Here is a 22,060-nt window from a genome sequence, read left to right as displayed (position 1 = left end):
TCTCGCTGGTGGCAACATCCGGCAACCGGTTGCCACTTGTTGCCAGACCCGAATAGCTTCGGGTCACCGATGCACCGTCGCACCGGGTTCACCGTTGGAGGTTGCGTGACCGAGATCGACACGTCGCGCCGGGTCACGATCCGTGACGTGGCGGACGCCACCGGGGTCGCCCCGTCCACCGTCTCCCGCGCGCTGTCCCTGCCAGACCGCGTCAACCGCGCGACGCAGCAACGCATCCAGCAGGCCGCGCGGGAGCTCGGCTACGTCCCGAACTCGCAGGCCAGGGCACTGACGTCCGGCCGGACCCGCGCGGTCGCCGTCCTGGTGTCCGACATCACGAACCCCTTCTACTTCGACGTCATCCGTGGCACGCAGCACCAGCTCGCCGCAGCGGGGTGGACGCAGTTGCTCGTCGACACCGAGGAGTCGGCCGACGCCGAGATGGCCGCGCTGAGCGCCATCTCCGCCAAGGCCGACGGCGTGGTCCTCACCGCGTCGCGACTGTCCGACACGCAGATCGCCCGCTACGCCGAACGCTTCCCGCTCGTCGTCGTCAACCGCCGTCCGAACGGCGTCCCCTCCGTGCTCATCGACACCCCGGGCGGCGTCGAGCAGGCCGTGCAGCACCTCGCCTCGCTCGGACACCGCGACGTCCTCTACGTCGCCGGTCCGGACAGTTCGTGGTCGAACGAACGTCGCTGGAGGGCGCTCGTCCGCGTCGCGAAGCGGCTCGACGTCCGCGTCGCCCGCATCGGTCCGCACGCGCCGTTCGTGGACTCCGGCGCAGCCGCGGCCGACGCCGCGGTCAACGCCGGTGCCACCGCGTGCATCGCCTTCAACGACCTCATCGCCATCGGCATGCTCGGTCGCCTCCGGGAACGCGGCGTCCGCGTCCCCGAGGACATGAGCATCGTCGGTTGCGACGACATCTTCGGCGCCGACTTCTGCAACCCGCCGCTCACCACGATGACCTCGCCCATCGAACGTGCCGGCCGCGTCGCGATCACGATGCTGCTCGGGCGCCTCGGCGCGATCCCGTCCGAGGAGCTCCCCGGCGAGCGCATGCGCGGTGCCGTCGCGCTGCCCACCCACCTGACCGTCCGCGAGTCCACCGGGCCCGCGCCGACCACACCGTCCCCGCAGCCCGCGCAGTCCGCGCGGTCTGCGCCGTCCTCGCGAAGGAGTCGATGATGACCACTGCCGCCCTGCCCACGCTCGCGCCGCACCCCGACCGGCTGTTCCCCGCCGACCCGGCAGCCACCGCAGTGGCACGCACGGTCTACGACGCCGTCAAGGACGCGCCGATCATCTCCCCGCACGGCCACGTCGACGCGTCGATGATCGCCGCCGACGAGCCGTTCCCGGACCCGGCAGCGCTCCTCATCACGCCGGACCACTACGTCCTCCGACTGCTGCACGCGAACGGGGTCGACCTGTCCGCGCTCGGCAGGGACCCCGCACACACGCCGGCCGGTCGGGACATCTGGCGCCAGTTGGCAACGCACTGGGACGACTTCCTCGGCACCCCGGTCCGCTACTGGTTCGAGACCGAGCTGCACGACGTCTTCGGGCTGACCGAGGCGCCGTCGACCGCGAACGCCGACGCACAGTACGACCACATCGCGTCGGCGTTGCTCGAGCCGGGCTTCCGCCCCCGCGCCCTGTTCGACTCGTTCGGCATCGAGGTGCTCGCCACCACCGACGGCCCGGCCGACGACCTCGCCGCGCACGCGCGGCTCGCCGCCGACCCGACCTTCCACGGCCGGGTGGTCCCGACGTTCCGTGCCGACGCCGTCTTCGACCCGTCCCGGTCGGACTGGAGGCTCGTGGTCGCGTCGATCGGCGAGGCCGCCGGGATCGACACGGGAACCCACGACGGGCTGCTGGCAGCACTGCGCGCGCGTCGCCAGTACTTCATCGACCACGGCGCGACGGCCACCGACACCGGGGTGCTGGACGCAGGATCGACGCCGCTGTCCGCCTCGGAACGCGAGCGCATCCACGCCGCGGCGCTCCGCGGGGACGTGTCCGCCGCGGATGCGATCGCGTACCGGCACGACATGCTCTACCGCTGGGCGGAGATGAGCGTCGATGACGGGCTCGTCATGCAGCTCCACCCCGGCGTGATCCGGAACCACCACACGCCGACGCTCGAGCGGTTCGGACCGGACACCGGGCACGACCTCCCGGCGGTCGGCTCGTTCACCGAACCGCTCCGGCCCCTGCTCGAGTCCTTCGGCACCGCAGCGGGGTTCCACCTCGTGCTGTTCACCGTCGACGAGACCGTGTTCTCCCGTGAGATCGGGCCGCTCGCCGGCTTCTACCCCGCGGTCTACGCCGGCGCGCCGTGGTGGTTCATCGACACCCCGGCCGCGATCGGTCGGTACCGCTCAGCGATCACCGATTCGGCGTCGTTCACGAAGACCTCCGGGTTCATCGACGACACCCGGGCGTACTGCTCCATCCCCGCGCGGCACGACATGGCCCGTCGTGCCGACGCCGCGTACCTGGCGTCACTCGTCGTCACGCACCAGATCTCGGAGGAGGACGCCGTCCACACCGCCCGCCGGATCGTGTCCGACATCCCGAAGGCCACGTTCAAGCTCTGAGCCGCCTCAGCCCGCGACGACGGCCGCCCGGACCTCGGCGAGCGCAGTCGTCATCGCGGGCTCGGCGTCGTCGGGCCAGTGACACTCGAGTGACACCGAGCCGCGGTAGCCGCCGTCCTGCACTGCTCCGAGGAACTCCCGCCACGGCCAGTCCCCGGTACCGGGTGCCTCGCGGTCGCGGTCGGAGAGGTGGACGTGTCCGATGCGGTTGCCGTGCGCGCGGACGACGTCGAACGACTCGGACTCCGCCTGCACGTGGAACAGGTCGGCCACCACGCCCACCTCGTCGAGGGTGAACTCGTCGAGGAACCGGACCGCCTCGTCGATGGTGTGGATCAGGTTCGTCTCGGACCGGTTCAGGGGTTCCAGGACGATGCGGAGATCGTGCTCGCGTGCGGTGTCACGCGCGACCCCGACGACGCGTGCGAACCGAGCGCGCGCATCGGCGTCCGACATCCCCTCCGGCGCGGTCCGAGCCGTGCCCGAGCCGAACACGATCTTCGCGCCGGGTTCGGCGACCGAGGCGATGACCGGCAGCACCGTCTGGAAGTACCCGTCGACGACCGCGGGTTCACCCGTGAGGAGCGGCAGGTCCGGTGGCACGAAGAGCGCGAACGACCCGAAGCGCTCCCCGGCGTACGCCTCGTTGCGGTGCCACCCGTCGTCGCCCTGGACGACGAGGTTGCCGCTGATGGACGGCTCGACGTGGTCTGCCCCCGCTCGCCGTACCGCATCGGTCAGGTGTTCGCCGGCGACGATGCCGATCCCACTGAAGGCCATGCGTCCATCCTGCTCCCGGAACGGCGCGGTGCCGGGAGTTGCCATCCGTTGCCGTCAGCGCTCCGCCGCGTGGTCCACGAGTTCCGCGGCGATCGGGCCGACGTCGTCGAGCCGTCCTTCGGTGATCGCCACGATGAACTCGTCGGACATCGTGAGGGTCCGACCGTTCACACCCAGGAAGACGAGGGTCGGGCAGGCATCACGACCGTCGATGGTCGTCGCGGCGCGGGTCAGTGCGGCTTCGAGCAGCCCGGGATCCCGCACGAGCACGTCGGGGCCGACCGTGCGACGGGCGATGTGCGGGTGAGGAGCATCAGGCCTGCCAGCCCGGGGTCGCGAGGCCGGTCTCGTAGGCGAAGACGACGAGCTGCGCACGGTCGCGGGCACCGAGCTTGATCATCGCCCGGGAGACGTGGGTCTTCGCGGTGGCGGAGCTCACGAACAGCCGCTCGCCGATCTCGGTGTTCGTGCACCCCGTGGCGACGAGGCGCATCACCTCGCGTTCACGGTCGGTCAGGACGTCGAGCTCCGGGGACAGGGAGCTGGGTTTCGCATGGGTCGCGAACGCCTCGACCAGGGAGCGTGTGGCTCGCGGCGAGAGCAACGACTCCCCCGCCACGACGGTACGGATCGCGCGCAGAAGCTCGGCGGGTTCGGTGTCCTTGACGAGGAACCCGGCCGCGCCGCCACGGATCGCGTCGAACACGTAGTCGTCCTCTTCGAAGGTGGTGAGGATCACGACGTGCACGTCGGCGAGCGCAGCATCGGCGCAGATGCGTCTGGTGGCGTCGAGCCCGTCGCTGCCCGGCATCCGGATGTCCATGAGGACGACGTCGGGCCGCTCATGTGAGACGACCTCGACCGCGCTGTCGCCGTCGCCCGCTTCCCCGACGACGGTCATGCCCGGCTCGGCGTCCACGAGCGCGCGGAGCCCCGCCCGCACCAGGACCTGGTCATCGACGAGCACCACCCGGATCGCATCGGTCACGGTGTCTCTCCTGACTGGTCGATGTCGGACGGCCGATCGCCGACCGGCAAGCGCGCGAACACCGTCCACCCGCCCTCGGGCGTCGGCCCGGCACGGAGGGTGCCGCCGACAGCGGTCGCTCGCTCCCGCATCCCGATGATGCCGTTGCCGGAGTGCCCGACGCCGCCGTTCGTCGCCCGCGCGCCGAGGTGGGCGTCGGGAGCGCCGGGGACGTCGGACACGGTGACCTCGACGAGCTCGGCGCCGACCTCGACGAGCACGCGCGCGGTGTGCTCCGGGACGTGTTTCATGACGTTGGTCACCGACTCCTGCACGATCCGGAACGCGTTGCGGTCGACGATCCCACCGACGCTGCCGAGATCACCGCGGACGTCGAGGCCGACGTCGATCCCGGCCGCACGAGCGCGCTCGACGAGGTCGGGGACCCGATCGAGCCCCGGCGTCGGGTTCCGCTCGGAGCTCCCAGGTTCCCCGTCGACCGAGCGCAGCACACCGAGGATCGTCCTGAGCTCGACGAGGGCCTGCCTGCTGGAGTCGCGGATGTTCGTCAGCGAGTCCCTGGTCTGTTCCGGGAGCGCGTTCCCGAGGTGCAGCGCCACACCGGCCTGGAGGTTGATGAGCGACATGCTGTGCGCCACGGAGTCGTGGAGCTCCCGGGCGATCCGCACGCGTTCGTCGTCCGCCCGGGCCCGGTCCGCGGCTGCTCGGGCACGGCGGGCTTCTGCCACGCGGGCGACACGGACGCGCACGAGTTCGGTGATCGCGATCGTCGCGGTGAGCCACGCGAGGCACAGCGTCATCGTCGTCACCGTCGGGAACGACGCACGACCGGTGAGCGTGTCGGCCGTGGGCAGCACGACCTGCGCGATGCCGGCCGCGAGGTAGACCGGGACCCGGTTGCCGCGGAACCACGCGTTCGCGATCGCCATCGTCAGCGCCGCGACGAACGGGCCCCTCGGGCTCACGACGAGGGCGTACCCGATCGTGGTGGCGAGGGTGACCGTCAGGACCGACAGCGGCCAGCGGTACCGGAACGGCAGCGCCACGACGCCGGCGACGAGCAGCGCCACCGCGAGCGGCCCGAGGACGATCGGGTCGAACGCCGCGCCCCCTGCGCTGTGCCGGGCCCATGGCGGGCCGGTCCCGTCCGCGGGACCGCCCGACCACCGGGAGGCCACGAGGGTGCCCACGATCTGCACGACGGCGACCGGGATCACCCGGCCGACCCGCGCGAAGCGTCGTCGACCCGGCCAGCGGGTGTCGGCGTCGCGGAGATCGGAGGTCATGTGGTCGAGCCTATGGTCGGTCGCCGAGCCGGGCATCCCGCGGGAGCGGGACCTGTGGACTACTCCCCCGGGAGTAGTCGGCTGGTGAGGAGGGGGTGCACTACGACTGCGGGAGCAGGCGGAAGTGGGGCTGCTGGATGGACGCGTGACGAGCCTCCCGACCGGAGCCTTGGAGGGTCGCAACTGCGGCACCGCAATCGACCCAGGAGGTCCCCATGCTCACCACCCTCGCGACGGCCGCACCGTACTGGCACGGCGGCGGATTCCCGTTCTTCGTCTTCCCGGCGTTCTTCTTCCTCGCGTTCCTCGTCGTCTTCCTGGTGTTCGGGGTGTTCCGGCGCGGGAGCTGGCGAGCACTCTCGGACGCGCGGTCGGTGCTCGCCGACCGGTTCGCCCGCGGCGAGATCGGCGCTGAGGAGTACCGCGCACGCCTCTCCGAGCTGAGCCGGAAGTAGCGAGCTCCTCCACCGCACGGGTGCCGGTGAACACTGTTCACAGGTTGCCGTAACACCCGTGCGGTCCCAGGTCCCGGTCCGTAAGTTGGGGCCGGAACGTCAGGACAAAGGAGACTCACGTGGCAGACAGCAACGCACAGGCCAACATCGGTGTCATCGGCCTCGCGGTCATGGGATCGAACCTCGCGCGCAACCTCGCTTCGCGCGAAGGGAACACCGTCGCGGTCTACAACCGCACCTACGCCCGCACCGAAGAGCTCCTGAAGGAGCACGGCGACGCCGGCTTCATCGCCTCCGAGTCGATCGACGACTTCGTCGCGTCGCTCTCGAAGCCGCGTACCGCGATCATCATGGTGCAGGCCGGCAAGGGCACCGACGCGGTCATCGAACAGCTCGCCGAGCGCCTCGAGCCCGGTGACATCATCGTCGACGGCGGCAACGCGAACTTCCACGACACCATCCGCCGCGAGCACGACCTCCGCGAGAAGGACCTCAACTTCGTCGGCACGGGCATCTCGGGCGGCGAAGAGGGCGCGCTGAAGGGCCCGTCGATCATGCCCGGCGGTTCGAAGGAGGCCTGGGAGACGCTCGGCCCGATCCTGAAGTCGATCGCCGCCGTCGCCGAGGGCGAGCCCTGCGTGACGCACATCGGCACGGACGGCGCCGGACACTTCGTGAAGATGGTGCACAACGGCATCGAGTACGCCGACATGCAGCTGATCGCCGAGTCCTACGACCTGCTCCGCCGCGCCGGTGGCCTGTCGGTCGAGGACCTCATGCAGGTGTTCGACGAGTGGAACAAGGGCGACCTCGAGTCGTACCTGATCGAGATCACCGGTGAGATCCTCAAGCAGCGCGACGCCGACACCGGCAAGCCGCTCGTCGACGTCATCCGTGACGAAGCGGGCTCGAAGGGCACCGGCGTCTGGACCGTGCAGAACGCCGTCGGGCTCGGGATCCCCGTCTCCGGCATCGGCGAAGCGGTGTTCGCCCGCGCGGTGTCGTCGAAGCCGGCGCAGCGTGCGGCGGTCCAGGCCTCCGTGACGTCCCGGCCGGACATCGCCGAGGTGCCTGACACGTTCGCCGACGACGTGCGCGCAGCGCTGTACGCGTCGAAGGTCGTCGCGTACGCGCAGGGCTTCGACCTCATCATCGCCGGTGCCAAGGAGTACGGCTGGGACATCGACCTCGGCAACGTCGCGAAGATCTGGCGGGGTGGCTGCATCATCCGCGCCCAGTTCCTCAACCGCATCGTCGAGGCGTACGACAAGAACCCCTCCCTCGAGTCGCTGCTCGTCGACCCGTACTTCGCGAACGCCGTGCAGGAGGGCGAAGCCGCCTGGCGCCGCATCGTCGGGATCGCTGCCGCATCGGGGATCCCGGCGCCGGGCTTCTCGTCGGCGCTGTCGTACTTCGACTCGCTCGCGTCCGACCGCCTGCCCGCCGCGCTCATCCAGGGACAGCGCGACTTCTTCGGGGCGCACACCTACCAGCGCATCGACAAGGACGGCACGTTCCACACGCTGTGGTCCGACGACGACCGTCGCGAGGTCGAACAGGAACCCTCCACGCACTGATCAGCACCGGACACCGAACGGGCCTCGCCACACGGCGGGGCCCGTTCGTGCGTGCATGGGCCGGACGCGGGCGCAGCGCGCGGGGCGCGGGGCGCGGGGCGCGGGGCGCGAAAGCGACAGTTTGCGCCGAACTTTCCGCGGCAGGGTGTCGCTTTCGCGGAGCGAACGGCCAGCAGCCGCAGCACGGTGTCGCTTTCGCGGAACGAACCGTCGGCAGCCGCGCACGAATCGCCAGCAGCCGCAGCACAACGCCCGGCCCGCCCGACCGCTCAGGCGACGATGCGCTCCCGCGCCAGCTCCGCGAGCAGCCGCTCGAGCTTCGGCCCGCGCCCGAGCAACCGCCGCGACCCGGGTGCCGTCCGGACGTGGAACGTCGCGACCGCGATCGTGTCGTCCGGTCGGACGTAGTGCATCGCGACGGCGCAGGCGCCGCGGTCGCCCGGTGCCGGCACGTCCTCGAGCCCGACGTGCATCACCCGGCTCCAGCGGATCACGAGCAGCCGGGTCGCACGTCGCTCGTCGAGTTCCCACAGCGACGCCTCGGTCGCACCGAAGGCCCACGTCACACGTGACCCGAGGGTGATCTCGGACCGATCGCCCTCGACCATCGCACGGAGTTCGGCGGTGGGAGCCGCCGGCACGAGCCACACGGTGGGGTCGATGCGACGGATCGCGAGTGCGAGCGACTCGTCCTCGCGCCGACGCCGGAGCCCCTGCATCCTGAGCACTCCCGCCAGGATCACCCCGACCCCGAAGACGATGACCGCGATCTCGGCGATGCCGAACGCGGTGAGGTCGGCTTCCGGGCTCCGAGCGACGACGATGATCCGCGCGACGAGCAACGCGGCCCAGACGGCGACGATGACCCAGCGGACGGCCGCGAGGCGCTGGCCGGGTGTCATGGGCCGGCGGGCACGTCCGTTCCGCGGGACGCGGTCGGGTCGGCTCAGCACGTGTCGATCCTCGCACGGCAGCGCGGGGAACCCCACCGGAGGACGCTGAACGCACGGCAACCTCGTCGGTCCTGCCCGTTCACAGCCCGGCGGACCTAGCATCGGGTCGTGCCCACCAGCCGATCCCCGATGCGGCCGCGACTGCTGGCCGCGGCCGTCGGCGTCGTCGCCGCGCTCGCCTTCCTCGGCGCCGCCGAACTCGGCGCCCTCGTGCTCGGCGGAGCCGGCAGTCCCCTCGTGGCGGTGGGCTCCGCGGTCATCGACCTCGCGCCGGCCGGTGCGAAAGACCTCATGGTCAGCCTGTTCGGCACCGGCGACAAGATCGCGCTCTTCGCGCTGATGGGCGTGCTGATGGTCGCGATCTCGGCTGCGGCGGGCATCCTCGAACGCGCGCGTCCGCCGTTCGGAGCGCTCGTGTTCGCGGCCGGCGGCGCCCTGTCGCTGCTGGCGGTGACGACCCGGTCGGGCTCCGGCATGTGGGACGGCGCGCCGACCGTGCTCGGTGTGGCCGCCGCGGTGATCGTCCTCCGGCTCGTGATGGCCCGGCTCCGGCGGTGGGAGTTCGCCGCAGCGACACCCACCCGCTCCGAGGCGCCCCTCCCAGAACGCCGGACGTTCATCGTCTGGTCGGTCACGGCCGGGGCCCTCGCCCTCGTCGTCGGGACCGGTGCGCGGATCGGTTCCGCAGCAATGCAGCGGGCCGCAGCGATCCGGCGTGCGGTGCACCTGCCCGCTCCGGTGAACACACCGCCGACGGTGCCGTCTGGCGCCTCGCTCGACGTCGCGGGGATCACGCCCTACGTCACACCCAACGCCGACTTCTACCGGATCGACACCGCGCTCCGCGTGCCCTCGATCGACCCCGCCGACTGGAGCCTCCGCATCCACGGCGCCGTCGAGGAAGAGGTGACCCTGACGTGGGACGAGCTGCTCGCACTGCCGCTGGAGGAGCACATGGCGACGATGAGCTGTGTCTCGAACGAGGTCGGCGGCGACCTCATCGGCAACGCCCTGTGGCTCGGGTACCCGATCCGCGAGCTGCTCGCCCGTGCGAAGCCGACCGGTGACGCGGACATGGTGCTCTCCCGGAGCATCGACGGGTTCACCGCCGGCACCCCGCTCGACGTCCTGCAGGACGACGGCACGGACGCACTGCTCGCGGTCGGGATGAACGGCGAGCCGCTGCCCGCCGAACACGGGTTCCCGGTCCGGATGGTGGTCCCGGGCCTCTTCGGGTACGTGTCCGCGACGAAGTGGGTCGTCGAGATGGAGGTGACCCGGTTCGCCGACGCGCAGGGCTACTGGACGCCCCGCGGGTGGTCGGAGCGCGGACCGGTCAAGCTCGAGTCCCGGATCGACACGCCCGCGAACGGCAGCACCGTCACGGTCGGCGACCGCGTCGCGATCGCCGGCGTCGCGTGGCAGCCGCACACCGGGGTCAAGGCCGTGCAGGTGCAGATCGGCGACGGCGGCTGGCAGGACGCCGAGCTCGCCGACTCGGTGTCCGCCGACACGTGGCGGCAGTGGGTCTACCGCTGGACCGCGACCGCCGGGGACCACCGGGTGCAGATCCGCGCCGTCAGCGCGGACGGCGAGGTGCAGACGAGCGTCCAGCGGCCGCCGGCCCCGAACGGGGCGACGGGCTGGGACTCGATCACGCTGACCGCGCGCTGACCGGGCACCGCACGGTCCGGACCGCATCGGCCGGGAGGCTCGGTGCGCGTCAGGCGGGCCGGCTCGCCACCACGCAGGTCCCGTCCACCGCATCGTCCCGCTCGATTCGCGTCGCGAACCCGGCGTCGGCGAAGGCCGCCGCTGACGCGGCGGACTGCAGCTCCGACACCTCGATGACGACGGTGCCGCCGGGACGCAGCCACTCCCCCGCCCCCGCAGCGATCCGGCGGTGCAGGTCCAGGCCGTCCGGACCGCCGTCGAGCGCCACGCGGTGCTCGTGGTCCCGGGCCTCGGACGGCATGGTCGCGATGACGTCGGTCGGGACGTACGGCGCGTTCACCGCGATGACGTCGACCGCCCCGCGGAACCGGCCGGGCAGGGCGTCGAACAGGTCCCCGGCGACGACGATGCCGCGGTCGCCGATGTTCTCCGCCGCGACGTCGATGGCATCCGGGTCGATGTCCGACGCGACGAGGTCGAGCGCACCGACCCGTTCGAGCAGCGCGACACCGATGGCTCCGGCGCCACAGCACAGGTCGACCACGCGGTCGTAGCGGTGCAGCAGCGCAGCGGCCTGTGAGACGACGACGGTGGTCCGGGCGCGGGGCACGAACACACCGGGGGTCACCCGGATCCGGTGCCCGTCGAACGCAGCCCAGCCGAGGACGTACTCGAGCGGCTCTCCGGCGAGCCGACGCTGCACGAGCGTCCGGAGTCGGGCGGCGTCACCGTCTCCGGCGTCGAGCAGCAGGTCGGCTTCGTCCTCGGCGAAGACGCTCCCCGCCGCCCGGAGCCGAGCGGCGAGGGCGTCCCGCGCGGGGTGGATCAGGCGGCTCCGTCGAACATCGAGGTGACCGACCCGTCGTCGAAGACCTCGTGGATGGCACGGGCGAGCAGCGGCGCGATCGGCAGGATCTCGAGGCGGTCCCAGCGCTTCTCCACCGGGACGGGCAGCGTGTCCGTCACGACGACGCGGTCGATGAACTCGCTCTGCAGGAGTTCGGTCGCCGGGTCCGAGAACACGGCGTGGGTCGCGGCGACGACGACGCCGATCGCCCCCGCGGCCTTGAGCGCCTCTGCGGCCTTCGCGATCGTCCGACCGGTGTCGATGAGGTCGTCGACGAGCAGGCACCAGCGGCCGGAGACGTCACCGACGATCTCGTGCACGGTGACCTGGTTCGGGACGAGCGGGTCGCGGCGCTTGTGGATGATGGCGAGCGGGGCGCCGAGCTTCTCGGACCAGATGTCGGCGACGCGTACGCGGCCCATGTCCGGCGAGACGACCGTCAGCGTCGACGGGTCGAGGATCTCCTTGAAGCGCTCGAGCAGCACCGGCATCGCGAACAGGTGGTCGACGGGTCCGTCGAAGAAGCCCTGGATCTGCGCGGCGTGCAGGTCGACGCTCATGATGCGGTGCGCGCCCGCGGCCTTGAACAGGTCGGCGACGAGTCGGGCCGAGATCGGCTCGCGGCCACGGCCCTTCTTGTCCTGGCGGGCGTACGGGTAGAACGGCGCGACGACCGTGATGCGCTTCGCCGAGGCACGCTTCAGCGCGTCGACGATGATGAGCTGCTCCATGAGCCACTCGTTGATGGGTGCGGTGTGCGACTGGATGACGAAGGCGTCGCAGCCGCGGACGGACTCGTCGAAGCGGACGTACAGCTCACCGTTGGCGAAGGTGCGGGCATCGGTGGGGACCAGATCGACGCCGAGTTCTTCCGCGATCTCCGCCGAGAGCTCCGGGTGTGCTCGTCCCGAGACGAGGACGAGTCGTTTCTGGCCGGTTGCCTTGATTCCGGACAAGTGCCGTGCTCACTCCCTGACCCAGCAGGGCCGTGTGTGTCGAGGGTCCGACGACCGATGGCCGTCGCGGTGGTTCATTCGCCTCGCGCGCGCCGAGCCGCCTCGGCCGCCGGCGTACCGGGTCGGTGTTCGTCGACCCATCCGTCGGTGTTGCGCTGTGGGGCGTAGCTGATCGCGAGCGACCCGGCCGGCACGTCCTTGCGGACCGTCGTACCTGCACCGGTGTACGCCCCGTCACCAATCCTAACCGGGGCGACGAACACGTTGTGCGAGCCGGTGCGGACGTTCGACCCGACCTCGGTCCGGTGCTTGTGCACGCCGTCGTAGTTCGCGGTGATCGTGTTCGCCCCGATGTTCGAGTCCTCGCCGATCTCGGCATCCCCGATGTAGGACAGGTGCGGGACCTTGCTGCCGCGGCCGATCTTGGCGTTCTTCGTCTCCACGAAGGTGCCGATCTTGCCCTGGTCGCCGAGGATGGTGCCCGGCCGGAGGTAGGCGAACGGACCGACCGACGCGCCGTCGCCGATCACGGCGAGGGTGGCGTCGACCCGGTTCACCGTGGCCCCGGCACCCACCTCGGTGTCGCGGAGCGTGGTCCCCGGTCCGACGACTGCACCAGAGGCGATCGCCGTGGCGCCGATGAGCTGCGTGTCCGGCAGGATCTCGGCGTCCGGCTCGATCGACACGTCGAGGTCGATCCACGTCGATGCCGGGTCCTGGATGGTGACCCCTGCACGCTGGTGCGCGCGGACGATGCGGGCGTTCAGCTCGCGTCCGGCGTCCGACAGCTGCGCGCGGTCGTTGATCCCGGCGACCAGCCACGGGTCGGTGAGCGTCACGACGTCGATGTGCCCGCCGCGTGCGGCGATGAGTGCCGGGGCGTCGGTGATGTACTTCTCGCCCTGCGCGTTCGCCGTGGTCAGCGACGGCAGCACGGCACGCAGGTGCACGGCGTCGAACGCGTAGATGCCGGCGTTGGTCTCGGTGATCTCCCGCTGCGCGTCCGTGGCGTCCTTGTGCTCCACGACGCCCACGAAGGCGCCGGCGTCGTCGCGGACGATCCGCCCGAGCCCGGTCGGATCCGGTGCGATGGCGCTGACGAACGTGACCGCGTTGCCGGTGCGCCCGTGCACGTCGGCGAGCTGCCGGAGCGACACCGCGTCGAGCAGCGGGACGTCGCCGGAGAGCACCACGACGGCGCCGTCGAAGTCGGCGGGCAGCGCGGCGACCGCGACCTCGACGGCGCGCCCTGTCCCGGGGACCTCGTCCTGGTCCACCACGAGGGCGTCCGGCATGCGTTCGGCGACCTCGGCCGCGACCAGGTCGCGCTCGTGCCGCACGACCACGGCGATGTGCTCCGGCTCGAGGGACTCGGCCGTCCGCAGGACGTGCGCGATGAGGGGCAGTCCGGCGAGCCGGTGCAGCACCTTCGGGGTCGAGGACTTCATGCGCGTGCCCTGCCCGGCGGCGAGGACGACGACGGCGATCCGCTGGTCGGTCATCACCCCATCCTGGCCCACCCGGCCACGACGCACCAAGGCAACAGCAGGACGGCACGCGACCAGGACGGGAGGCGCGGTGCGGGTCCGACCCGCACCGCGCCTCCCGTCCGTGCGTGCGTTCGCACCCAAGTCACGCGCGATGGAAAGCGGAATCGCGCGTAGGGGGTCGGAAAATCGGGCCACCTACGCGCGAATCGACTACCTACGCGCGAATCGACCACCTACGCGGCGGGCGCCACGGGGTCCTCGCGCTTGACGAAGGCCATCAGCACCAGGCCGGCGACCAGGACCACGACGATGCCGATGATGCCGAAGCGCGTCGAACCGCCGATCGTCACCGCGATGCCGAACATCGCCGGGGCGATGAACGCAGCGGCACGCCCGGTCGTGGCGTAGAGGCCGAAGAGCTCGCCCTCGCGGCCGGGGGTCGCGAGCCGCGCCAGGTAGGCCCGCGACGAGGACTGCACGGGTCCGACGAACATGCACAGGGCCAGGCCGAGCACCCAGAAGCCGATCTGCGCCGTGCCGACGAACAGCACCGCGAGGCCGCAGACCGCCAGCCCGACGAGCGACACCATGATGATCGCCCGGGAGCCGAACCGGTCGTCCAGCCGGCCGGACAGCGCCGTGGAGATGCCCGCGACGACGTTGGCGACGATCGCGAACATGATGACGCCGGACGCGCTGAACCCGAACACCTGCGCGGCGATGATGCCGCCGAAGGTGAAGACCGCGCCGACGCCGTCGCGGAACACCGCGCTGGCGATGAGGAACGCGAGCACGTTCCGGCGCTCGCGCCAGAGCCGCGCGATGTCCCGGCCGAGGTCGCGGTAGGCGGAGAACAGGTTCCCGCGCTGGTCGGGGGCACGCTCCGCCTCGGGGACGACGAGGAACAGCGGGATCGAGCTCACCGCGAGCCACACCGCGGCGATGCCGATCGCCACGCGGACGTCCCACTGCCCGGACGCGACGGTCGCCGGCAGGTTCAGGAGTCCGGCCGTGTCACCGCCGCCGAAGTCCTGGATGCAGAGCACGAGCAGCAGCACGAGCAGGACGATGCCGCCGAAGTAGCCGGCCGCCCAGCCGATCGCCGATGCCCGGCCGGTCCGGGGACCCGGTGCGACCTGGCCGAGCATGGCGTTGTAGCCGACGCAGGCGATCTCGTACGCGACGGTCCCGATGCCGATGAGCGCTGCACCGAGCACCAGGTACGGCTGGCTCGGTGCGACGAACACCATCGCACCGATCGACAGCGCGACGCCGATCGTGGCGATGAGCACCGACCGCCGGCGGTGTCCGGACGAGTCCGCGAGCCGGCCGACGGCGGGTGCGACCAGCGCGACGACGATGCCGGCGATCGTGAGGGCCGTCGACACCACGGCTGCGTTGTGGGCGAGCTCGCGTTCCACGGCACGTGCCGCGGTGGCCGAGGAGTCCGCGGCCGCGACGAGGGCCGGGTCGACGAACGCGCGGCTCGCCAGGTACGTGCTGAACACGAACGTGGTGACGACGGCGTTGAACGCAGCAGAGCCCCAGTCCCAGAGTGCCCAGGAGACGAGGGCGCGACGATCGGTGCGCTGCGGCGGGGGCACGACGGTCATGGGCGAACCGTAGCGCGTCCTGGTGTCCCGCCGGTGCCCCCGTTCCGGGGCGCGTGCCGGACGACCGGTCGCGAGCGGTCGAGACACCCCGCTCAGGTCCGCCGACCGGTCGAGAACCGTCGGCCAGGGCGTCGCCCAGCGACGCTCACCGACCGCACGGCGGCACGCACACGGTGTGTCGTGACCGGTCACGCTCCGGACGGGAGGCTCGGGGCGGGCTCGCACCGAGCCTCCCGTCCGATGGGTGGGCGCTGCGCATCAGGCGGCGGGGACGCCGTTCGGGTAGACGACCGACTTCAGGGAGTCCGGGTCGGTGTCGCTCTCGAGCGCCTCGCGGACCTGGTCGAGCCCGAACCGTCCGGTGACGAGCGAGTCGAGGTCGACCTGCCCCGATGCGACGAGCCCGATCGCAACCGGCCACGTGCCCGTGTACCGGAAGATCCCGGTGACGGTGACCTCGAGGTTCTGGATGTGCTCGACGGGCAGCGTCATCTCGGAGTTCCCGAGTCCGACGAGCACCGCGGCACCGGCTGGACCGACCGCCTTGATGCCGTCCGACACCGCACGCGGCGCACCGCTGGCGTCGATGAAGGCGTCGACGGGCGCGATGTCCGAGGCGACGGAGACCACGGTGGGGTCGACGACCTCGGTGGCGCCGTAGGACAGCGCGCGCTCACGGCGTTCGGGGACGAGGTCGCTGATGACGATCCGGGTCGCACCGAAGGCCTTGGCCGCCTGCGCGCAGATGATCCCGATCGGGCCGGCACCGGCGATCAGCACGGACGAACCCGGCACGATCCCGGCCTTCCGCACGGCGGCGATCCCGACCGAGAGCGGCTCGAGCAGGGCACCGGCCTCGAACGACACCGAGTCGGGCAGGGTGTGCGCGAACTCGGCCTCGATGGTGACGAAGCCCGCGAAGGCGCCGTCGACCGGGGGTGTGGCGTAGAAGCGCATGTCCGGGCAGAGGTTGTACCGCCCGGCGAGGCACTGTGCGCACCGGTGACACGGACGCTGCGGTTCGACGGCGACGCGCTCCCCCACGCGTCCGGGGTCGACGCCGTCGCCGACCGCGACGATCGTGCCGGAGAGCTCGTGGCCGAGGACGAGCGGCGACGAGACGACGAAGTCCCCGATGCGCCCGTGCCGGAAGTAGTGCACGTCGGAGCCGCACACGCCGACGGCGGCGACCTCGACGAGGACGTCGCCCGGGTCGACGGCGGGCACGGGGCGGTCCTCGATCGTGAGGTCGTCCTGCCCGAGGAGGACGCTGACGCGCTGGGTCTGCTGGTCCGTGGTCACGGGGTACCCGCTTTCTGTCGTTCGGATGGACGTGCTGTCGGCCGCTCCGTCAGGGCGTGGATGCGCGCCGGGTCGTCGAGCAGCTCACGGAACCCGATCTCGGCGGCGCCGCGGAGCAGCACGTCCGATCCGAGTTCGGCCGGCACGATGCGGACCCGGTCCACCATCGCGGCCATCGACTGTGCTCGGACGGCCTCGAGCACGCGGTCCCCGACGTGACCGAGCAGCACCCCGAGGAACCCGCCGAGCACGACCACCTCGGGGTTGACGGTGTGGATGGCGTTGCGGAGGCCGGTCGCCAACGCGGCCACCTGCCGGTCGACGACGCGGTCGACCTCCGGGCCGCCGGCCGCGAGGGCCTCGGCGAGCGCCGGCAGGTCGTCCGCCGGCACGCCCGTCACGGCGACGAGCGACGCACGCGACGCCTCGGTCTCGAGGCAGCCGATGGCGCCGCAGTGGCAGCGGATCCCGTTGTCCGCGACGAAGGTGTGGCCGAGCTCCCCCGCGTACCCGTCCGCGCCGCTCAACGGCTGACCGGCGCTGATGACCCCGCCGCCGATGCCGCTCGCGCCGCCGTTCAGGTAGACGAGATCGGACACCCCGCGGCCGGATCCGTACAGGCGCTCCGCCCACGCACCGAGGTTGGCGTCGTTCGCGACGCGCACGGGCAGGCCGGTCGCGCCGGCGAGTGGCGCGGCGAACGGCTCGTCGCGCCAGCCGAGGTGCGGCGCGTCCCGCACGAGACCGTCCTCGACGCGGACCGTGCCGGGGATCGAGACGCCGACCCCCACGAGGCGCGCGGGGCGTTCGTCGAGGAGCCTCGCGACGATCTGCACGGCCTCGTCAGCGGTCGGTCGGTCGTCGGTGTGCTCGGTGACCCGGGACCGGATGCTGCCGTCGAGGCCGACCATGGCCACCGTCACGGCGTCGATCTCCACCGTGACGGCGGCCGCCACGACGTCGGCCGACGCACGGACCACCGGACTCGGTCGCCCGACCCCGGTGGCCGCGCCGTCCTCGGTCTCGGAGGCCAGGCCGAGTTCGACGAGTTCCCCGACGAGCGCAAGGGTCGTGGAGCGGTTCAGGCCGGTCGCGCGCGTCAGGTCCGCGCGGGTGAGCGGCCCCTCTTGATGGACGAGTCGGAGCACACGCGCGGTGTTCCGGTTGCCGCCGGCCGGTGTGTCGCGCTGCATCGTGCCCTTCCGGTCGACCGTCCGCGGTTGCTCCAGGTCCCTGCACTCATCATGGCGCGGCAGCGGCGTTCCCGCCAGCATTTTGTGGTGCCGCGCAACAAATCAGTACCGAAGCCGCGCCACACCACCGTCCGCCTCGGTGGTCGGGCCGTCGGCGAGCGACAGCCGCCACCCGTCCGGCACCGGACCGGTGGCCGACACCGACGACTCGTCCCCCGACTCGGTCGACACCGTCCAGACCTCCGACCGCCCGTCGGGTGCTGTCACCCGGACGTCCACGCTGCCGGTCGTCCCCGCGGGGAACGCCCGGAGCTCGAGCGCCGCCAGGTAGTCGTGGTCCGGCCGGTCCGTGCGGGTCGAGAGCGGCAGCACCGCTCCCCCGCGGACCCACAGCGGCAGGGTGTCGAACCCGTGCCGCTCGGTGCGCCACACCCCGCCGGAGACCACCTCACCCGTGAACCAGTTCGTCCACGACCCGGCCGGCAGGTAGTACTGCACGTCGCCGGACTCGCTGAACACGGGCGCGACGAGCAGGTCGGACCCCAGCATGTACTGCCGGTCGCAGTACGCAGCCGTCGGGTCGTCCGGAAACTCGAGCAGCATCGGTCGCATGACGGGGAGCCCGCGCTCCGACGCCTGCAGCCCGAGCCCGTAGAGGTACGGCATCAGGCGGAGCTTCAGACGGGTGAACGCCCTGGTCACCTCGACCGCCTCCTCGTCGAACGCCCACGGGACGCGGTAGGAGCTGCTGCCGTGGAAGCGGCTGTGCGAGGAGAGCAGCCCGAACTGGACCCAGCGCTTGAAGACCGCGGGGTCGGGGCGTCCTTCGAACCCGCCGATGTCGTGCGACCAGAACCCGAAGCCGGACAGCGCGAGCGAGAGCCCGCCGCGGAGCGTCTCCGCCATCGACGGGAACGACGAGGTGTTGTCGCCGCCCCAGTGCACCGGCATCTGCTGGCCGCCGGCGGTCGCCGAGCGCGCGAAGAGCACGGCGTCACCGGCACCGCGGGCCGCTTCCAGGACCTCGAACACGGCCTCGTTGTACAGCTGCGTGTACCAGTTGTGCATGCGTTCCGGATCGCTGCCGTCCGCCCACGTCACGCCGAGCGGGATCCGCTCGCCGAAGTCCGTCTTGAAGCAGTCGACGCCCTGGTCGACGAGTGCGCGGAGCTTGCCCTGGTACCAGGCCTTCGCGTCCGGGTTCGTGAAGTCGACGAGCCCCATGCCGGCCTGCCAGAGGTCCCACTGCCAGACGGTGCCGTCCGGGTTCTGCACGAGGTACCCGGCCGTCGCCGCCTCGTCGAACAGCGGGGAGCGCTGCCCGATGTACGGGTTGATCCACACGCAGACGCGCAGGTCCTTGTCGTGCAGCCGACCGAGCATGCCGGTCGGGTCCGGGAAGACCCTGGGGTCCCACTCGAAGTCGCACCAGTTGAACTCGCGCATCCAGAAGCAGTCGAAGTGGAACACGCTCACCGGCAGGTCGCGCGCGGCCATCTCGTCGACGAAGGACGTGACCGTCGCCTCGTCGTAGTCCGTGGTGAACGAGGTCGACAACCAGAGGCCGTACGACCACGCCGGCACGTGCGCCGGCCGGCCGGTGAGCGCGGTGTAGCGCTCGATGACCCCGGCCGGGGTGCCGCCGCCGATGACGTGGAACACGAGCGACTCTCCGGGGACCGAGAACTGCACGCGCTCGACCGCCTCGGAGCCGACCTCGAACGACACGTGTCCCGGGTGGTCGACGAGCACGCCGTACCCGCGGTTGGTCAGGTAGAAGGGCACGTTCTTGTAGGCCTGCTCGCTCGACGTGCCACCGTCGGCGTTCCAGATGTCCACGGTCTGGCCGTTCTTGACGAGCGGACCGAACCGTTCGCCGAGCCCGTAGACCAACTCCCCGACCCCGAGGTCGAGCTGGGCGTGCACGAACGTCGAGGACGTCGGCGCGTCGGCGCCCTGCACCCGAGCGTTGCCGACGACCCCGCGGGAGACCTCGGCCCCCGGCGCCAGGGTGACGTGGCCGAGCGACTTGTGGCCGCTGCCGGTCAGCTCCCGGTCGCCGGATCGGAACCGGAGGTCCCACGGCGCCCCAGGGGTGACGACGGCCGAGAGGTCCCCGGACGTCAGCGTCCCGACACCGTCGGTCAGCGTGGCCGTCCCGTGCCCCGGCTCCTTCCCGACCAGGTCGAAGGACAGCTCGGGCCGCGGCGCCCGGAAGTGCTCGACGCGGACGGTGACGACGCCCTCCATGGGGCTCGACAGCGTGACGGTGAGCGTCGGCCGGTTGAGCGTGTCCCCCCGGGACTCGATGACCTTCGTCGGCGCGGTGACGACGAGGCGGTCGCCCGAAGGGGCGTGCACCGCGTCGATGTCGTGGGCCTCCTGCGCGTACAGGGGCTGGACGCCGGGCCGGAGTTGCCAGAACCCGTCGGTGAACTTCATTACTTGACCGCTCCTGCCGTGATGCCGCGCGCGAGGGTGCGCTGGAAGATGAGGAAGAACACGAGTGTCGGGATGAGCCCGAGGAGCGCCGAGGCACTCGTGGTGGTGACGTCCATCAGCCGGTCCCCCTGCAGCAGGGAGATCGCGACGGGGACCGTCTGGTTGTCGTTGCTGACGAGGAACGTCAGCGGGATGAGGAACTCGTTCCACGTCCAGATGAAGAAGAAGATGAGCAGGACGGACAGCGTCGGACGGCTGATCGGCACGATCACGCGCCACAGCACCCGCCAGCGGCCGGCACCGTCGAGCGCGGCCGCCTCGAGGATCTCCTTCGGGAAGGTGCCGTACACGCTCGAGAGCAGGTACGTCCCGAACGCGGACTGGATCACGGTGAAGACGATGATCACGCTCCACACGTTGTCGTACAGTCCGATGCCCTTGAACATCATGTAGAGCGGGTAGAGCAGGACCTCTTGCGGGAGCATGTTCGCCAGCATGAACAGCACCACGATCCAGGTGCGGTACCGCACCCGGCCGATCCCGATCGCGAAGGCGTTGAGGATCGAGATGAGCACCGCGAGGATCGCGACCGAGCCGCTGATGAAGACGCTGTTCCAGAGCTTCAGCGGGAAGTCGACGCGGTTCCAGAACGTGGTGATGCCGTCGAACGAGATGTGCGCCGGCCACGCGAGCGGCCCACCGGCCGCGTAGTCCGCCGGCGTCTTGAACGAATTGAGCAGGATGAGCAGGAACGGCGCGGCGATCAGGACGGCGATGACGATGCCGCCGGCCAGGACGATCCAGTCGGCCGGGCGCTTGCGCCCGCCCTCACCGGCGCTCTTCCGGCGCGTGGGGCCTCCGGCGGTCGGCCTGGAGGCTCGGCGTGCGTCCGTCACGGAGGCCGCCTCGGTCGTCGGTGCTGACACGATCCCGGTCATCGGGCTTCTTCCTTCCGCTCGGCCCGGTTCTGGGCCGCGATGAACGCGATGGCGACGATGACGATCACGACGGTGAGCGCGGTTGCGATCGTCGCGCCGTACCCGACCTGCTGCGCCTGGAAGAACTGGCTGTACGAGTAGTAGCTCGGCACGATGGTCGCGTTCCCTGGGCCGCCACCGGTCAGCGCGTACACCGGTCCGAAGACCTTCAGCGCAGCGATGGTGCAGGTGAGGACGACCACGAAGATCTCGGGCCGGATGATGTGCACGGTGATCGCACGGAAGCGCTGGAACCAGCCGGCGCCGTCGAGTTCTGCCGCCTCGTAGAGCTCCGGGTCGACGCGCTGCAGGGCGGCCATGAACACCACGACCGGGTACCCGATCTGCACCCAGACGAGCACGACCGCGACGGAGAGCAGCGCCGTGTCCGGGCTGCCGAGCCAGTTGTGCTGGAGGCCGCCGAGTCCGACCGCGTCGAGGATGACGTTGAGGGCGCCGTTCTCCGGCCGGAGGATCCAGCCGATGACGATCGCCGCGATGACGGCCGGCAGGATCTGCGGCAGGTAGTAGGTCGCGCGGAGGAAGCTCGCGAGCCGCCCGCCGAACTTCTTGCCGATCACGTCGAACAGCGCGGCGGCGAGGACGAGACCGAGGCTCGTCGGCACGATCACCATCGCGAGGATCATCGCGATGCTGTTCCGGAAGGAGATCCAGAACTGCCCGTCGGCCATCAGCCGCCGCCAGTTGTCGAGGCCCGTCCACTGCGGCGGGAGGATGCCCCGGTAGTTCGTGAACGACAGGTACACGTTCCAGCCGAGCGGCACGAGGATGATCGCTGCGAGCAGGACGAACCCGGGCAGCAGGTAGAACCAGTAGCTGCCACGACCGCTCGAGGGCATGATGGCGCCGACGTCGGCGGGCCGGCGGCCGCGCCGCCGGGGCGCGGTGACGGGAGGA

At 71.3% G+C, this 22,060-nt stretch carries 19 protein-coding genes; 5 read left to right on the top strand and 14 right to left on the bottom strand.

The annotated features are described in order from the left end of the window. The first annotated feature begins 105 nt into the window (after nt 1-105). Nucleotides 106-1,191 (top strand): LacI family DNA-binding transcriptional regulator, encoded by a 1,086-nt coding sequence (locus QK288_RS07050; protein ID WP_281267096.1) that lies wholly within the window; start codon nt 106-108, stop codon nt 1,189-1,191. Next, nucleotides 1,191-2,609: a glucuronate isomerase gene (gene uxaC / locus QK288_RS07045; RefSeq protein ID WP_281267095.1), complete on the top strand. Its 1,419-nt coding sequence runs from the start codon at nt 1,191-1,193 to the stop codon at nt 2,607-2,609. Before QK288_RS07050 ends, uxaC begins: the two co-directional genes overlap by 1 nt. Before the next feature lie 6 nt (nt 2,610-2,615). On the opposite strand, the gene QK288_RS07040 is transcribed toward uxaC, so the two are convergent. The 4 genes from QK288_RS07040 to QK288_RS07025 are packed head-to-tail and all read right to left on the bottom strand — an operon-like array spanning nt 2,616 to nt 5,663. Next, nucleotides 2,616-3,389, bottom strand: a complete 774-nt coding sequence (locus QK288_RS07040; RefSeq protein ID WP_281267094.1) for a sugar phosphate isomerase/epimerase family protein — start codon at nt 3,387-3,389, stop codon at nt 2,616-2,618. 54 nt (nt 3,390-3,443) lie between these two features. After that, nucleotides 3,444-3,659, bottom strand: coding sequence for a hypothetical protein (locus QK288_RS07035; RefSeq protein WP_281267093.1), 216 nt, complete (start codon nt 3,657-3,659; stop codon nt 3,444-3,446). 43 nt (nt 3,660-3,702) lie between these two features. Beyond that, complete coding sequence (locus QK288_RS07030) at nt 3,703-4,377, bottom strand: response regulator transcription factor (protein WP_281267092.1); 675 nt, start codon at nt 4,375-4,377, stop codon at nt 3,703-3,705. Beyond that, nucleotides 4,374-5,663: a histidine kinase gene (locus tag QK288_RS07025; RefSeq protein WP_281267091.1), complete on the bottom strand. Its 1,290-nt coding sequence runs from the start codon at nt 5,661-5,663 to the stop codon at nt 4,374-4,376. Before QK288_RS07025 ends, QK288_RS07030 begins: the two co-directional genes overlap by 4 nt. Before the next feature lie 215 nt (nt 5,664-5,878). Here QK288_RS07025 and QK288_RS07020 point away from each other — a divergent pair, with 215 nt between their 5' ends. Together QK288_RS07020 and gndA are read left to right on the top strand one after the other, a co-directional pair. Continuing rightward, a complete protein-coding gene (locus QK288_RS07020; protein WP_281267090.1) occupies nt 5,879-6,118 on the top strand; it encodes a hypothetical protein in 240 nt (79 codons plus the stop codon). Between the two features lie 119 nt (nt 6,119-6,237). After that, entirely contained in the window at nt 6,238-7,695 is a 1,458-nt protein-coding gene (gndA, locus tag QK288_RS07015; RefSeq protein WP_281267089.1) for an NADP-dependent phosphogluconate dehydrogenase, read from the top strand. A 269-nt stretch (nt 7,696-7,964) separates the two neighbouring features. Here gndA and QK288_RS07010 read toward each other — a convergent pair whose 3' ends face one another. Next, nucleotides 7,965-8,597, bottom strand: a complete 633-nt coding sequence (locus QK288_RS07010) for a hypothetical protein (protein ID WP_281267088.1) — start codon at nt 8,595-8,597, stop codon at nt 7,965-7,967. A 159-nt stretch (nt 8,598-8,756) separates the two neighbouring features. On the opposite strand from QK288_RS07010, the gene QK288_RS07005 reads away from it, so the two are divergent. After that, complete coding sequence (locus tag QK288_RS07005; RefSeq protein ID WP_348639040.1) at nt 8,757-10,322, top strand: molybdopterin-dependent oxidoreductase; 1,566 nt, start codon at nt 8,757-8,759, stop codon at nt 10,320-10,322. 49 nt (nt 10,323-10,371) lie between these two features. Here QK288_RS07005 and QK288_RS07000 read toward each other — a convergent pair whose 3' ends face one another. The 9 genes from QK288_RS07000 to QK288_RS06960 form a co-directional block, all read right to left on the bottom strand. Then, nucleotides 10,372-11,148, bottom strand: coding sequence for a putative protein N(5)-glutamine methyltransferase (locus QK288_RS07000; protein ID WP_281267671.1), 777 nt, complete (start codon nt 11,146-11,148; stop codon nt 10,372-10,374). Beyond that, nucleotides 11,148-12,125: a ribose-phosphate diphosphokinase gene (locus tag QK288_RS06995; protein ID WP_281267087.1), complete on the bottom strand. Its 978-nt coding sequence runs from the start codon at nt 12,123-12,125 to the stop codon at nt 11,148-11,150. Before QK288_RS06995 ends, QK288_RS07000 begins: the two co-directional genes overlap by 1 nt. A 74-nt stretch (nt 12,126-12,199) precedes the next feature. Next, on the bottom strand, nt 12,200-13,627 hold the full coding sequence (gene glmU, locus QK288_RS06990; protein ID WP_281267086.1) for a bifunctional UDP-N-acetylglucosamine diphosphorylase/glucosamine-1-phosphate N-acetyltransferase GlmU: 1,428 nt from the start codon (nt 13,625-13,627) through the stop codon (nt 12,200-12,202). A 221-nt stretch (nt 13,628-13,848) separates the two neighbouring features. Beyond that, entirely contained in the window at nt 13,849-15,228 is a 1,380-nt protein-coding gene (locus QK288_RS06985; protein ID WP_281267085.1) for an MFS transporter, read from the bottom strand. Between the two features lie 258 nt (nt 15,229-15,486). Then, complete coding sequence (locus QK288_RS06980) at nt 15,487-16,530, bottom strand: NAD(P)-dependent alcohol dehydrogenase (RefSeq protein ID WP_281267084.1); 1,044 nt, start codon at nt 16,528-16,530, stop codon at nt 15,487-15,489. Continuing rightward, nucleotides 16,527-17,723, bottom strand: a complete 1,197-nt coding sequence (locus QK288_RS06975) for an ROK family transcriptional regulator (RefSeq protein WP_281267083.1) — start codon at nt 17,721-17,723, stop codon at nt 16,527-16,529. The genes QK288_RS06980 and QK288_RS06975 overlap by 4 nt, the downstream gene beginning before the upstream one ends. 102 nt (nt 17,724-17,825) lie before the next feature. Continuing rightward, the gene (gene yicI / locus QK288_RS06970; protein ID WP_281267082.1) at nt 17,826-20,165 is read right to left on the bottom strand and encodes an alpha-xylosidase; all 2,340 of its coding nucleotides are present in this window, start codon (nt 20,163-20,165) and stop codon (nt 17,826-17,828) included. Continuing rightward, nucleotides 20,165-21,103, bottom strand: a complete 939-nt coding sequence (locus QK288_RS06965) for a carbohydrate ABC transporter permease (RefSeq protein ID WP_281267081.1) — start codon at nt 21,101-21,103, stop codon at nt 20,165-20,167. The genes yicI and QK288_RS06965 overlap by 1 nt, the downstream gene beginning before the upstream one ends. After that, nucleotides 21,100-22,002, bottom strand: coding sequence for a sugar ABC transporter permease (locus QK288_RS06960; protein WP_281267670.1), 903 nt, complete (start codon nt 22,000-22,002; stop codon nt 21,100-21,102). Before QK288_RS06960 ends, QK288_RS06965 begins: the two co-directional genes overlap by 4 nt. Nucleotides 22,003-22,060: the final 58 nt, after the last annotated feature.

Source organism: Curtobacterium sp. 9128, from assembly GCF_900086645.1.
GTDB lineage: Bacteria > Actinomycetota > Actinomycetes > Actinomycetales > Microbacteriaceae > Curtobacterium.
Note: the sequence above shows the minus strand (reverse complement) of the source record. Positions and strands in the feature narration are given on the sequence as shown.